This window comes from Methylomonas montana (genome assembly GCF_030490285.1).
Taxonomy (GTDB): domain Bacteria; phylum Pseudomonadota; class Gammaproteobacteria; order Methylococcales; family Methylomonadaceae; genus Methylomonas; species Methylomonas montana.
Genome location: NZ_CP129884.1, coordinates 431,841 through 445,508, shown reverse-complemented (window position 1 = coordinate 445,508; position 13,668 = coordinate 431,841). Strand labels below are relative to the sequence as shown.

The following is a 13,668-nucleotide window of genomic DNA, read 5'->3' as shown; positions in this document are numbered from 1 at the left end:
GAACGCCCATCAAGGGAATAGGGCGTCATCACGACGCGCGGTTCATCCCCGCGGGTGCGGGGAACGCCTTTGCTCCTTGGCTTACGGGCGGAATACTTCCGGTTCATCCCCGCGGGTGCGGGGAACGCAATTTCGGAGTATTTTAGACCGTTTGCCACGTCGGTTCATCCCCGCGGGTGCGGGGAACGCTAGAGACAACAGACCATCTACCAGGGTTAACGGCGGTTCATCCCCGCGGGTGCGGGGAACGCGAACCGCTGAAAAATTTGCCGGCAATATCTAACGGTTCATCCCCGCGGGTGCGGGGAACGCTGGCTCATAAATGCGAATATTTTCATTGGTAACGGTTCATCCCCGCGGGTGCGGGGAACGCCTCAATGCCGCGCTGTTGGCTTTTGGGTCTTTCGGTTCATCCCCGCGGGTGCGGGGAACGCCTGGGCTTTGACGATGAGTTTTATTACGGCATCGGTTCATCCCCGCGGGTGCGGGGAACGCCCAATTTGGAGCGCGCCGGCCTGCCGCTTGAGCGGTTCATCCCCGCGGGTGCGGGGAACGCGGGCTAATAACATCCGTCAACGCCAGCGCGACTGGTTCATCCCCGCGGGTGCGGGGAACGCAGGAGATGGCTATCGAGGAGTTATTCGAATGGCGGTTCATCCCCGCGGGTGCGGGGAACGCGATCAGATGATTAAGGCTTTCAACCATGACGACGGTTCATCCCCGCGGGTGCGGGGAACGCTTGCCGCCGCTGGATGCGCATTTGGAGGGTTACGGTTCATCCCCGCGGGTGCGGGGAACGCACCGCACTGGACGCCATCCGGGGCCGGCTGATCGGTTCATCCCCGCGGGTGCGGGGAACGCAAAGCCGCCGCCAATCATGCCGGCCACCTGTCCGGTTCATCCCCGCGGGTGCGGGGAACGCGTCTTCAGCACTCATGGTGTCTCCGGTATTGGCGGTTCATCCCCGCGGGTGCGGGGAACGCTACCGCTGGCAGGCTCAGGATCGTTTCGGACGCGGTTCATCCCCGCGGGTGCGGGGAACGCCAGCCAGGCATGCGCTAACGCTTGCATTTCGGCGGTTCATCCCCGCGGGTGCGGGGAACGCACTAATCCTAACTCATTGTTAGACAAACGGAAACAGCCCGTCTAAATTTCCACCGATTTTTTCGGCCTTTTCCAAGTTGTTAAAGAGCCTACAAAACTCGTCGCCTCAGATCGACTTTACGAGTGTTTTTACCCTCACCCCGGCCCTCTCCCTGAGGTAGAGGGAGATAAACCGGTTTCCTTTTCGTCGTCTTCTATCGGGAAAAACGACACCAGTTTCAAACCATCCAGTTCGACCGGCAGACGCCGATTTTTGCCCAGCGTCATGAAGTCGAAGCCGGATTCGGTGTTGGTAGACCAAGCCATCACGACATTGCCCTCCTCCAAACCGTCTTCGATTTGCGACCAAATCATCTCGCGCACCTTGGCCGACAAGTCGCCCACATAAACGCCGGCGCGAATTTCGATCAGCCACACCGCCAGCCGCCCGCGCAAACGCGGTGGAACATTTTCAACTACGATGACCAACATCGCCGATGCTCTCTGCGTTGGGGATGGCCGGAGCTATGGCTTCCTCAAACGGTTTAGGGATTTCCAGCTCGCCAGCCGCCAGCACTTCTTCGATGGTCGGAATGATCTTCTTGAGGATTTTGCTTTGCCGAAATACGTCGCGACACATCAGCCGCACTTCCCGTTCCGGGTTGGGGTAGTTCTTGGCGGCGATTTTGAAGGCGTGGGGAATGATGTCGTCAAATTTGAACAGGTCGGCTATGTCGTAGACAAACGACAGCGGCTTGCCGGTGTGGATAAAACCGATGGCCGGTGCGTAACCCGCGGCCAGCACCGCCGCTTCGCAGATGCCGTACAGGCAGGCGGTCGCGGAACTGATGCAGCGGTTGGCGGTGTCGCTGTTGTCCCATTCCGTATGGTCGTAATTGCGGCCTTTCCATTCGACGCCGGCCTGTTTGGCCAGCAATTGGTACAACTTCCTGACTCTGGCGCCCTCGATGCCGCGCAGCTGTTCGACGCTGCGGCGTTCCGGCGGTTTTTCGCCAAAGCGGATTTCGTACATCTTGCGCACCACCTTCAAGCGGGCGTCGTCGTCCAGCGCCAGTTTGGCCTGATACAGCAAGCGATCCGAGCGAGCCCCGCCCGGCTGGCCGGCGGCATACAGCCTGACGCCCGCCTCGCCGACCCAGACCAACAAGGTCCCTGCCCTGGCGGCTAGCGCGGCGGCGTGGTGGGAAACGCGGGTGCCGGGTTCCAGCATGATGCAGGCGATGGAACCGACCGGAATATGGGTGCGGATGCCGGTTTCGTCGATGACGACAAAAGCGCCGTCCTTGACATCGATCTGGCCTTTTTCGATAAAGACCAGCGAGACGCGTTCTTTCATGGCGATGGGTTTTAGGGGTGGGAGCATGGGGTAATCTAAACAAATAGTGGCTTTAATCGCCTATCACGATTGATAAACGTCACGCCGGTGGCCGATTGTTACCACGAGAATTTTGAGCTCACCTTCGTCAATGGTGTAAATGACACGGTAATCGCCAACCCGGATACGATAAAGATCAAGAACCGATTGCAGCTTTTTAACGCCCGGCGGCCTTGGATTGTCGGCCAAATGTTGAACAGCAGCATAAATGCGCTTTTGAATATCTTTCGGAAGTTTAGAAAAGCTTTTTTCGGCGCTAGTTTTGTAGGCAATTTTATAAGCCATATTTAGCTTTAAGCTCTTCGGCGCTTATTTCTCCCGGCTCCTGCAATGCTCGTTCGGCTTGTTCTATATCGGCCTTGTCTTCAATATATTCATCGAGCAAACGATCCAAGAATGTCGAAATGCTAACGCCGGCGGCCCGTGCGGCTTGAATGATGCGGGTTTCGGTAGGTATGGGTAATTCGATCATGGCTTAACCTCCAGTGATAATTTTACGAACATGGTACTACGCGTCGAACCATCAACAAACCGCATCCGAAGGCCTTTGAGCGGCCTATGCCTTGAAACAACGCCTGGCGGAATTTCTCCGGGTCGGTGATTTGCATTTCGCCGGTGAAATCGACCGAGCTGAAGCCAGATTTTTCGCCTTTTTAGCGGCTTTTTGCGGCAGGCCGTGCCAGGTGTAGACGCTGTTTTGCAATTTTGGGCAAATGCTCGTCGGCGGCACCCCCATTTAAGCGGCCTCAAGAATCACATGAACCCGGCAACCCAACGCCGTGGCGATATTGACCAGCGCATCCAGCGAAAATTTGGAAACCCGCCCACGCAACAAATCGTTGATACGCGGCTGCGTCACGCCGCAGGCGGTAGCGGCCTGCGCCTGTGTCCAATCGTTGGCTTGGATGCGGTCGGCGATTTGTTGCATCAATTCCGCGCGAGCTTGCAGATTAACCGATTGTTCGGGCGTATCGGCGATGGCGTCGAATACCGAGAGAAATTGGGCATCACTCATCTCAAATGTATCGGGATCACCGGCAATACCGGCATTGATTGCCCGATCGTCGTCGGGCGTATAAAAACTACGGGTTGAAGTAGGCTGCATAACGTTTTACCTTGGATTGATTGGCTTTGCGTGCCCGTTAACCGTCTGTCGAAGGCAACAATTCAAAGCCAGAATTTTTTGCCGCGCGTCGATCAAAAGTATAAGTCGCGCGGCAAGCATATTGGCGATTAACAACAGCAATTAAACAGTCCGCAAACCCGGCACATCCAGCCTCGTATGCTTTGATTGCTTGCCATACCGACTCCAAATTTTCCAATCTCAATTCTGTCGTCGCAGCCATTTGCTTGAGCAGCGAAAGGATAGCGGTTTTGTCGTAACCATAACCACGTTCCAACACCCAAACCAATTCTACCAACACGACATTGTTAACGAACCCCGGTGTAGTTTCGGTGCAATGCTTTTCGATGAATGCGCTGGCGATGGCCGCTTGAGCCGGATCGTCCTGAACGATATAACGCACCAAGACATTGGGATCCAGACCGATCATGAATCAATGGCACCCTTAGCGATAGCTACTTCCATGGCTTCGAGCGACAACGGCTTTGCCGGCTGAGGTAGCATCCCTTTGAGCTTGGTGATCGAAACGCCGACCGGCAACAGTTTGATTTCGCCGGCCTCGCCAATCACCACCTCAACCGCATCGCCAGGCTGCAAGCGCAACTGCCGGCGTATCGGCTCTGGAATGGTGATTTGCCCGGTATTGTTTAGGATGGCTTGCATATTGGGTTACCTCTTTTGAACAAGTTTAGGGATATTACCATTGCTTGATTAACTCTTGTTTTTTGCTGTCAACCGATAACATAAATCGCGTCACCCTCTCTTTACCATCAGCAAGCCGCAACCGAAAGCCTTAGCCCGGCCTACCCCCTCATACAACACTTTCATAAATAGCTCAGGATCGGTCACTTCCAATACGCCTTCAAAATCCAGCGTACTGATTTTGATTTGGCGTTTTTTGAAGTGGTGCTGCTGATAGCCTTGCGCGGAGACTGATAACACCCGGAAACCGTTGTTCTCTGCACGCTCGTTCAACCATTTGTCACCGGCTTGCTGTTCCAGTTCAGCTTGCGAATAGCATTGCCGTTCGTCATCGGTCAGCGATTTTTTCAAGTGCATGACCACATCATGATGAATGCGCTTTTTGGTTTCTTTTTCCGGTAAATTTCTGGCTTTGCGCTGCTGCGCATGTTGCAGTTGCTCGGACGCGCTACGTTCTTGCTTGACTTGCTCAACCGGATTGGCGCGTAGGCTAAAAGACAATAAATCGCCTGTTTGTAGTTTCGGCTGAAAAGGTTTGGGCTCGACTATCAGCGAGTTGTCAGAGCTGTTGGGCAAATATTTAGATAACACATAAAAAACCGGTATTCCCTGCCGGTCGGTATCCTGACGAAACAGAAAATCGCGCTCTTTTTCAGGTTTGTCTTTAAATAATGTCCATAACAACTGATGTAGCTGGTAGTGATTGTATTGAAAAAGTTGGCTTAAACGGCTGGGTGAAATTCTGACTCGACTAAAGTACACCTCAACCTCCCAACACGTAGACAGGCCGTGTCACAAAGCGGCGGTTTTTGCCGAATAGTGGCAAGTCGCGGACTTGCATCGGGGCGTGATCAGGTTTCAGCGGGATTTCGCTGTAAAGTGTGCCGGTGCTCTCGATTTGCTTTAAGGCTTGTTCAGCGCTTTCGGCTTCCACAACTCTTTCGAATAGCGGCCTATGCAATGGACAAGAACGCCGCCCCAGATAAGGCGTGTATTTCGGCTTTTTAATGTCTTGCAGCACCTGCTGCAAACCGTATTCGGCATGATCTTTAAAAACCAGCGCCAAGGTGAATTCGGCATCGCATAAATACTCGCGCCGCGAGACGATGGCATCGTCGCGTTGGCCACCGTCGGCGCGGCGGGCAGCCAAAACGGTATGATAGTCGGTCATTTTATGTAGCGTTACCTTTCTCGGTTCGATTTCTCGATCAAAATGACGTCGCTCGATCTGACGTGGATTAGCCAATACCGTCAGCTCAAAACTGTCACTCAATAATTTAAGCTGCTCCGACTGCCCTCGCTCCAAGCCCAAGCAAGCCCCCAGCAACCCTACTACGGCACTACGGGTGGGAAATATCAAACTGGGGCGGTAATCTTCATAAGTGTGTCCGCCCCAAGCCTGCATCGCGCCCTGGCATTTAAGGATTAAAAATTCGGGCATGGTTAAACCTCACCGTCTTGTTTTAACCAACTTTCGAGTTTGCTCAATGACGTGCATGCTTGGCCTTGTAATTGACCCGTGTCGTGCAAACTGAAAAAGGCGACCTGATCATCCAACTCGTAGCCCTGATAAACCCGTTCTTTGTAGCCAATGAATTGCTCGATGGACGGTTTGAGAAAGCCATGTTTGCTTTTTACCGGCTCCTCAAAGGCGTTCGCCAAGGAAATCGGCTGGTCGCTCAAGGCAACACAGACAAAATCGGCTGGATTGTCGGCGGCGGTGCTGTTGCGTTTGGCTTCCGGAATAACGGTAGCCAGCATATGCAAGGTATGCGCGGCAATTTCCAGGGCTTTTTCGCGGCTGACTTCGCCAAGGTTTTCTTGCAATTGCGCCAGATTCAGAGATGCGTAACGGTAAAACACACCTGCACTGAACTCCTGGGTGTCCAAATGTGCCGAGCCGGTTTCTCCTGCTTCCTGAGTTAAATCGTCAACGGCGGTAAACCAGTCCAGATCACCATCCACGGTATGCGTCGTGATGACATGGGCCACGGCTAGGGCGGCATCGATTGAAGTCATAATGCCGGAGGTCGCCATGCGTCCGGATAAGGCAATATCGACGCTGTTTTGAAAAGCGTCGTTAAATTTTTTGAATCCGTCTTTTTTGGTTTCTTTTTCCCAAGCTTTTTGAAATGCCTTGTCGTCGGAATGTTCGGTCTGTAGCTGAGTATAAAGCTGGCAATATTTTTCGATTTCATGCACTGACCAAGCTGCGACTGCGCCGGATTCGGTGCCCTTGGTTTTTGTTTTATCACCCTTGGTTTCTGTCGTTAAGTCTTCAATTTCTTTAACACCTGCAACCGCCATCAAAATGGTGTCTATTACTGATTCATCAAATTTATCTTTCAGCAACTCCCGGTATTTGTCGCGCAGTAAAGTTAGTTGCTTGGTTCGTTCGGAGGGCTTGCCGAATTCGGCCTCGTAGTATGCCGATGTGCGGATCGCACGTTTCAAACTCTGACTGGAAATTCGTACCCGGCGTGTACCGCCAAAAATTGCGGTTTTCTGCATACCCATGTCATCGCGATTCAGGCAAGACGGGCTATGGGAGATCAAAATATGGAAATTAACAAAGTTTTTATTAGGCATGGTGCTGTTCCTGTGCAGGTTTAATCAGATTTTAGATTCGATAGTTGGAGTGTTTATTCAGGCACGTCTAAGACGTTTTCCATAGTTTCTTCGCTGGGTGTTTTACCGGACGGCAAGTAATAGTCTTTCATCAACTGCCGTTTCTTATTAGTACCCCAGTAATACAAAAGCTCGCCGAAGTCGATGCCGTCGATTTTGTGTTCTTTGGATTGCTTTAATAAACGCCGTAACTGGATCAAATCTTGCGGATATTCGGAGCGCATCACCAAAAACAAACGCCGTTCGCTGATCTCCAGCTCTCTTAAAACAGCGCCGAAATGTTTGCCTTGCGGCTCGTGAGAAACAAACGGCAACAAGTAAACCAATCGTGCGACTTGAGACAGGTTTTTGAAGAAATCACGCGCTTTGGTCAATTCAGCCGCTTGGAATTGACCCAGTGTTGCTTGGAGTAAGTGATAGAAAGCTGGATTCAGCAGTAAATCGTCGGGCTCTATGGTGCGGCGAATGCCCGCTTTATCGCCATTACTCAAGCCTTGATATTCGCTATACAAAGTTTGTAAGAACTGCTGTCTGTCCTCTTCTGTCTGTTGACTCATGGGCTAACTCCTGTTGCTGGTTTATTTAATTTGTTGAGCATGTCGTTTAGTTTTTGGCGGCTGATTAAAACCGGCTCCAGCATTTTGTCTTCGTGTTCATAGGGGCTGACGACTTGTTCGAATACTTGTTTGGCTAAGCCGGTAAATTTTTGCTGATGCGGCACTAAGTCATCATTCCAGTGAAAATCCTTTAATAAGCCATGCATCAGACTTTCGGAATTATTGAAATACAGTTGTTTGGCTTTGGCTTTGAGGTTCTTTTTAAAATGTCCGTCCTTGCCGGGTTTCTTGGGTTTGTTTTCTCGGCGATCTTTGAAGGTCTTTTCCGCCATATCTGCAAACTCATTTACAGCCAAGTTCAGACGCTGTTGACACAGCAAGGCAAATGCAATCAGGTTATCCAGTTCAGGGCTGTTGTCCTGCCAGCCCTGAGCAAGGCTATATATTTCATGTCGTCTGCCGGCCAAACTTTCGGCGCTATTACCTTTTACATAGCCGCCGACGGCTAAAGCTATACCCTCGGTTAGCCAGACCTGCTCGTATTGCTGGACTACCAACGCGGAACTTGCGCCTTTTTCTCTGAGCCGGTCGGCTTGATTGGGAGTGTAAAAATAGCTCAGCATTTGTCCCCATAGCGGCAAATCACCTTGCGCTGATAGATACGGTTTTTCTTTAGGGTTATTGGCTTTAAGTCGAGGAATATCGATAGGAGTATGAGGATGTAGCCAGTAATTAGTGATGGTGCATGTACCCGCATCTTTATGAAAGCCGGTCACTTCACCATTAATCAACTCCAATTTAACTTTTGCCGGTTGCCAAAACAAACCCCTTGCCAAGCCGATGTGGTGTGCATGTTCCTCTGTAAACTTGCTATGTGGCGGCGTAACCCAGGTAGGTTCTTGTAGCGACGCATCGAGAATATGGAAAGGTTGCAAAAAATCGCGACTCAGGACATTGCACCAGACGGTCTTTCTGAGTGTGTCCCCCACAATTAGCGTCGTTAGAGGCATGGAGCCTTTTAGTCCCACCGAATACCCAACACCGCCCAGGCTAAAACCATTCGTAGCTTGCTGGAACAAGGCGATGGCTGCGTCGCCGATATGGAGCGCAGTAATTTCATCCGTGGTATCGAAAAAAGCACTGGATGAGGGGCTGGAACTGCTTCTTTCCGGCAAGCCCATAAACAGCTTTTGTAAGGACGCCCAGTTTTTGTTGCCCTTTTCCGGCACAACGCTGGCCGTCTGCATAAACGGGGTTTTGGGGTGCAGCAGATCAAACCAGTCGAGATACGATTTGATCCCTTGTTTATAATCGCTTGCAGACATCGGGCTTTGCCAGCGGCTGAGTAATGTTTTTTTGTCGTCCGGCATCAACACTACCTGCACCAGACAAACCAACAACTGCAAGGTAGCCAGCTCCATGTCATCGCGAAAGGTTTTGATTATGCAATCCGGATCGTCGCAAAGTAGGGTTTGCAGGGAAATGCGTTGCGACTTTCCGTCGATTTCAACCGGTATCCAGTCGTCAGTGAGTAGGTTCATGAGCTATACCAAAACGAATTTTTTATTGGATTTATCTGTGCATGAGTCGGGCAAATTCTTCGTAAACAATTTCCCGTTTGGCGATCAGCACGATGTAAAGTTTGGCATCGTCAAAGCGGTAGATGATCCTGTATTTACCGACCCGAACCCGAAGATATTCGGGATTGCCAACCATTTTTAGCGACTCCTGCGGCTGCGGTTCTTGCAGTAAAGCCAGTAGTTTGACTTTGATTTGCCGGGCGATACGCTGATCCGATTCGGCCAGTTTTCGCAGGCTTTTTTCTGCTGATTTAGTGAAATCAATCTGACGCATCAATCAGGCGCTCCTAATTAAGGATGGGCATAGTTTCATGAATTCATCTTAAGATGATAACGACGGGCAAAATCCTACTCTCCATAAAAATGCCTGTCAATTTTTTCTAAGAATAAAATCTGATTGGAAAAAACTTATTGCTTTCGTGTAAAATCCACCCATCCTCACACCCGCGAGGATGAACCAAATAAAATCTGGTTAATTAACTAGATTGCTCAGTGTTCCCCGCACCCGCGGGGCTTAAAACAAAAGGGGTGAGCAGTTATCACCCCTTTTTTATAAGTCAGATTTGCCTATCAAATACTATCCAACAAATTCTTACTGGCATCGGCACCAATATAGCCTTCCTGTTCGGCTAATACGGCCAAGTTGTGCAGACATGTGTCTTCAAATGCTAATAACTCTTGGTAACGTGCGGACGACACTAAAATGGCAAAATCTTTCTGGTGCTTCTGGATGGCAACCGGCTCCTGCTGGGCGTTGTTTAACAATTCGCCGAAAGATTGTTTGGCTTGGGTAGCATTGATCGTTTTCATAAAATCCTCCTCTTAAAAAATGACTATTTTGTCTATTTTAATTATTTTCAACCCGCAAGCCTATTGTCTTGCTGTAAATAATTTGCTGCTTGCCTAGCACGGTTCGCCAGTGATCGCCGTCTTCCTGCAAGGCCAGAAAATAGACGCCATCTTCCTTGGGACATTCAGCCAACCGGCTGATCCAAGAATTTGGCACCGAAATGCTATTTAAACTGAGTTGCTCCCAATACAGCTTGCTTTGCTTATCCATTACCTCTCGGTCTAAGGTAAATCGTTGATTATCCGAAATAAGCACCGGCACCACGGTCAAGCTCATTTCGCCGTCGCGAGTTAACAGGCTTGCTTTATCGCTTTCGTCGGAAAAAGGCTCCGCCACGCCGAGATTCATCACCCAAGCGGCAGCCATTTTGGCGGTCTCTTGCACGGTATCGTGATAATGCTCAAACGCCTCAGTGATAATAGACGGCTCCTCAGGCCAAGGATCGTCTTGATAAACTTTGCCTATCCAATCGCGATAAGCCTTGGGAAACACAACGCTGGAATGCTGACCAATCAGTTGCTCGGTGCGCCATAACACACGGATGTTTTGATAAACATATTCGCCTGTATGTCCGTATTGTTGAGCCTGTTCAGGCACAATTACCACACAACGCGGCACTCTAAAATCCGGCGACCTGTTTCCTGCTGGCCTTAAATGGCGATGCAAGCGCCCCATGCGTTGGAACAATAAATCAACCGGGCAAAGCTGAGTGATCATCCAGTCGAAATCTAAATCCAAGCTCTGTTCAATGACTTGGGTGGCAATCAAAATTCGCCCACCTAGTACGCGTTTTTTCTCGTCTTTGCCGTATCGGGTTTTAACAGCATCTTCTATAACTTGCCGATCAGCAAAACGAAACCGGGAATGAAATAAATCGACTGGAATATCCGGATTGATGGCTACGTCAGACAAGCGTTTTGCCAAGCCCTGAGCATCGGCGACCAAGTTGCAAATCACAGCGACTTTTGCGCCCTGACTGGCTGCGGAAATAATGTGTTGCAAGCTTGCATCGTCAAACTGCAGCTTGGGTAATTGCCAAGTTTCCAGCATGACTTCACGATGTTCGGGCAATTGTTGACTATCGGTAATAGGAAACGAGCCCGGCGTTTGTCGATTGTAAATCTGGGTAATCAGCGGATAAACATCGGTGTTTTCAATAGCGGTTTTGTCCCAACTGTTGGCTAGATATTGGCGCTGGTTTTGCGGCAAAGTCGCCGATAACAGCAACACGCTGCCGCCTGCTTGATGCTGCTGTTCCAGCACTTTGGCCAATAGACCATACATATAGCTGTCATAAGCATGGACTTCATCGACAATCAACAGGCTTTTCTGGACACCGAAACTACGCACGAATTTATGCTTGACCGGCAATACCGACAGTAGCACTTGGTCTATTGTGCAAACGCCAATCTGCCCCAGAAATGCGCGTTTTTTACTGGCCGTTAACCAGCGAGCCGCCTGCTGCGATGCATCTTCCGAGCCTTGCGCCGTAGTGCGGTCTATGGTTTTCAACGCGGTATGCAAACTGCTTTTACCATGAGCCAGCACTACATTCGCGCCTTCGGCAAATAAATGGCTTGCCATATCTTCCAAACGATCCAGCATGGCATTGGCGGTGGCTTGGGTCGGCAAGGCAAAAATGATGCTGTCGGCCAAACCGGCATGTAACATTTTCGCCGCGTAAACTAACGCGGTTTCGGTTTTGCCTGATCCTGTAGGAGCCTCGATCAGCGTTAAATTTTGCTGGAGAGGCAAATCATCAATTAGGATTTGCAATCCTTGCGGGGTGTAACCCGGAAATAGGGTTTCTAAAGACTGATTCGCTTCGAGCTTAGCAAAAATGCCGAATGCGGTTAATGCCTGCACAGCCTGCTGGCTGCGCGATTCCAGATAGGTTTTTAAGTCTATATCCGGTTTTGCCTCGTAAGAGAAATATTCGCTTGAGCCAATCCAGTCGCAAACGCTGCAAAAACCCGCCAACATCAATGGCACTTGCTCTGGGATAGCTGTCAAATCGACTTGAAATAGCTTACTTAAATCATCGACCCAGTTGATCCTCGCTTGTTGATCGCGCTCGATCAATAACGGACTTACTCCGGAAACCTTTTGTCTGTCTTGTCTTGCGGCCGGAATCACGCCGTGATGACCAGCAACTTCTGCCATCCATTGCGCTGCTACTTCTGTGTCTGAAAACCCATAATTGCTTAGCTCATATAAAAACCACGCATAGCCAGCATCGCCATGGTAGTAATCTGTATTTGGCTGCTTAACATTTTGGGGAATATCGGGCTGTAATTGTATGGCCGCGCGCCAGGCTTTACATTGAAACCGAATATCCAGCTTCCCTAAGTCATGTAATGCCACAAAGAACATGACCCAAGCTTTAGCCAACTCCTCGCTTTCATTCTGCATAGCCTGGACCAATTGTAGCCGCAAACTTTTGCTATGTTCCCACCAACAAATTGCCACCGCCGCCACATCCAAACAATGGTAGGGCAACAAGTGATAAGCCGGGGCGGCCTCGGTTTCTGATTTAGCTTTGCCCCAGTAGCGATAATAGGATGCGGCCATGCTCAATCCCTGGTTTGTTTGAAAATCCATGTCTGACAGATATGATCCGCCGCCAAGTAGTGTAGTTGTTTATTGGCTCTCATCGGAAAGTAACCGGCTTGCCCCTGAATAGTTGCGGTAAACTGTACATCACAACTTTATTATCATGCAAATAAACTTTGCATATGTTCATGACTGATGCCGAGCAAGATCTATTACTGAAATGGGATGTCCGCCAGCGCCTGACGCTGTTGGAGGCTACTGTGTTCTGGACCGGGGAGTTGGTGACCGGCTTTTTGACCAATACCTTTTCGATTAGCCGGGTGCAGGCTACCAAGGACATCGGGCTGTATCTATCGCTACGGCCCGACAATTTAAGATATGACCGTTCGTTGAAGCGTTATCTGATTACCGAGCAATTTATGCCGTTGTTGATTACCGGCAATCCGCAGGAGTGTTTGCAAGTTTTGCAGGCGACACAAAACGCCCCGCCTTCGGTACTGACCTTGATCAGCAACTTGCCTGCTGTTGAGGTAGTAACACCACCGACCCGGCATATCGATATTGGCGTGTTGCGACCGGTATTGCAGGCGGCACGGTTCGGCTTACTTGTTGAGATCGGCTACCAATCCATGACCACGCCGGAGCCGGCTACGCGCCTGGTACAACCCAAAACGCTAGTATTCGACGGTTTACGCTGGCATATGCGGGCTTATAGCCTGACGCATGACGGGTTTAGAGATTTTGTGTTGGCGAGAATACATGCCGCTACGTTAATAGGTAAACCAGAGACACCCAGTCCCGTTGATACGGCGTGGGAAACCATTGTGACAGTGCGCATCGGCCCCCATCCCGGTCTGAGCGATTCCCAGACGAAAGCGGTTGAACGCGATTATGGGATGACGGCCGGCTACTATTCAGCACCGGTTCGAGCGGCACTATTACCTTATTTTTTGTTGGCACTGCGGATAGGCAAGGACGACTTACAGCGCGAAGCCATGTCGCAGCAGATCGTTTTAATAAATCGCGAAGAGTTAAAACCCTTTATCGGTTTTAGCTAAGCTAGGCTCTTGAGCACCAAATATAAATCCCAGGAATTTCTTGACCGCTGGTAATAGTCGCAACCATGCGTCATCGCTCTTTCGAAGCCGGCGTGAACCACGCGGCGCAGCCGCGACTGTTACTGGAAAACACCTTGC

At 50.4% G+C, this 13,668-nt stretch carries 17 protein-coding genes and 1 CRISPR repeat array (1 of these 18 cut by a window edge); of the genes, 1 reads left to right on the top strand and 16 read right to left on the bottom strand.

The annotated features are described in order from the left end of the window. Positions 1 to 1,105: direct repeats of the CRISPR family, unit length 29 nt; unit sequence CGGTTCATCCCCGCGGGTGCGGGGAACGC; it reaches 2,099 nt to the left of the window's first position. 134 nt (positions 1,106 to 1,239) lie between these two features. From cas2e to cas3, 16 genes are all read right to left on the bottom strand, one after another. Then, positions 1,240 to 1,575, bottom strand: a complete 336-nt coding sequence (gene cas2e, locus QZJ86_RS02115; RefSeq protein ID WP_301936035.1) for a type I-E CRISPR-associated endoribonuclease Cas2e — start codon at positions 1,573 to 1,575, stop codon at positions 1,240 to 1,242. Next, positions 1,556 to 2,467: a type I-E CRISPR-associated endonuclease Cas1e gene (gene cas1e, locus QZJ86_RS02110; protein WP_301936033.1), complete on the bottom strand. Its 912-nt coding sequence runs from the start codon at positions 2,465 to 2,467 to the stop codon at positions 1,556 to 1,558. Before cas1e ends, cas2e begins: the two co-directional genes overlap by 20 nt. A gap of 36 nt (positions 2,468 to 2,503) precedes the next feature. Beyond that, positions 2,504 to 2,764, bottom strand: coding sequence for a type II toxin-antitoxin system RelE family toxin (locus QZJ86_RS02105; protein WP_301936032.1), 261 nt, complete (start codon positions 2,762 to 2,764; stop codon positions 2,504 to 2,506). Beyond that, positions 2,754 to 2,951 carry a hypothetical protein gene (locus tag QZJ86_RS02100; protein ID WP_301936031.1) on the bottom strand — a complete coding sequence of 66 codons (198 nt, stop codon included), beginning with the start codon at positions 2,949 to 2,951 and terminating at the stop codon, positions 2,754 to 2,756. Before QZJ86_RS02100 ends, QZJ86_RS02105 begins: the two co-directional genes overlap by 11 nt. Before the next feature lie 22 nt (positions 2,952 to 2,973). After that, positions 2,974 to 3,087, bottom strand: coding sequence for a type I-E CRISPR-associated protein Cas6/Cse3/CasE (locus QZJ86_RS21540; protein WP_407081634.1), 114 nt, complete (start codon positions 3,085 to 3,087; stop codon positions 2,974 to 2,976). A gap of 128 nt (positions 3,088 to 3,215) precedes the next feature. Next, positions 3,216 to 3,584, bottom strand: coding sequence for a helix-turn-helix domain-containing protein (locus tag QZJ86_RS02095; protein WP_301936028.1), 369 nt, complete (start codon positions 3,582 to 3,584; stop codon positions 3,216 to 3,218). A 37-nt stretch (positions 3,585 to 3,621) separates the two neighbouring features. After that, entirely contained in the window at positions 3,622 to 4,032 is a 411-nt protein-coding gene (locus QZJ86_RS02090; RefSeq protein ID WP_301936025.1) for a PIN domain-containing protein, read from the bottom strand. Then, the gene (locus QZJ86_RS02085; RefSeq protein WP_301936024.1) at positions 4,029 to 4,265 is read right to left on the bottom strand and encodes an AbrB/MazE/SpoVT family DNA-binding domain-containing protein; all 237 of its coding nucleotides are present in this window, start codon (positions 4,263 to 4,265) and stop codon (positions 4,029 to 4,031) included. The genes QZJ86_RS02090 and QZJ86_RS02085 overlap by 4 nt, the downstream gene beginning before the upstream one ends. 90 nt (positions 4,266 to 4,355) lie before the next feature. Further along, entirely contained in the window at positions 4,356 to 5,066 is a 711-nt protein-coding gene (gene cas6e / locus QZJ86_RS02080; protein WP_301936023.1) for a type I-E CRISPR-associated protein Cas6/Cse3/CasE, read from the bottom strand. Between the two features lies 1 nt (position 5,067). After that, positions 5,068 to 5,745 (bottom strand): type I-E CRISPR-associated protein Cas5/CasD, encoded by a 678-nt coding sequence (gene cas5e, locus QZJ86_RS02075; RefSeq protein WP_301936022.1) that lies wholly within the window; start codon positions 5,743 to 5,745, stop codon positions 5,068 to 5,070. Positions 5,746 to 5,747: 2 nt separating this feature from the next. Then, a complete protein-coding gene (gene cas7e / locus QZJ86_RS02070) occupies positions 5,748 to 6,893 on the bottom strand; it encodes a type I-E CRISPR-associated protein Cas7/Cse4/CasC (protein ID WP_301936020.1) in 1,146 nt (381 codons plus the stop codon). A 53-nt stretch (positions 6,894 to 6,946) separates the two neighbouring features. Beyond that, positions 6,947 to 7,489, bottom strand: coding sequence for a type I-E CRISPR-associated protein Cse2/CasB (casB, locus tag QZJ86_RS02065; RefSeq protein WP_301936018.1), 543 nt, complete (start codon positions 7,487 to 7,489; stop codon positions 6,947 to 6,949). Beyond that, positions 7,486 to 9,030, bottom strand: coding sequence for a type I-E CRISPR-associated protein Cse1/CasA (gene casA / locus QZJ86_RS02060; protein WP_301936017.1), 1,545 nt, complete (start codon positions 9,028 to 9,030; stop codon positions 7,486 to 7,488). The genes casB and casA overlap by 4 nt, the downstream gene beginning before the upstream one ends. 31 nt (positions 9,031 to 9,061) lie before the next feature. Next, positions 9,062 to 9,343, bottom strand: a complete 282-nt coding sequence (locus tag QZJ86_RS02055; protein ID WP_301936016.1) for a type II toxin-antitoxin system RelE family toxin — start codon at positions 9,341 to 9,343, stop codon at positions 9,062 to 9,064. A 296-nt stretch (positions 9,344 to 9,639) separates the two neighbouring features. Further along, complete coding sequence (locus tag QZJ86_RS02050) at positions 9,640 to 9,879, bottom strand: type II toxin-antitoxin system Phd/YefM family antitoxin (RefSeq protein WP_301936015.1); 240 nt, start codon at positions 9,877 to 9,879, stop codon at positions 9,640 to 9,642. Between the two features lie 37 nt (positions 9,880 to 9,916). Continuing rightward, a complete protein-coding gene (gene cas3, locus QZJ86_RS02045) occupies positions 9,917 to 12,490 on the bottom strand; it encodes a CRISPR-associated helicase/endonuclease Cas3 (protein ID WP_301936013.1) in 2,574 nt (857 codons plus the stop codon). A gap of 170 nt (positions 12,491 to 12,660) precedes the next feature. On the opposite strand from cas3, the gene QZJ86_RS02040 reads away from it, so the two are divergent. Next, entirely contained in the window at positions 12,661 to 13,530 is an 870-nt protein-coding gene (locus QZJ86_RS02040; RefSeq protein WP_301936012.1) for a WYL domain-containing protein, read from the top strand. The last annotated feature ends 138 nt before the right edge of the window (positions 13,531 to 13,668 follow it).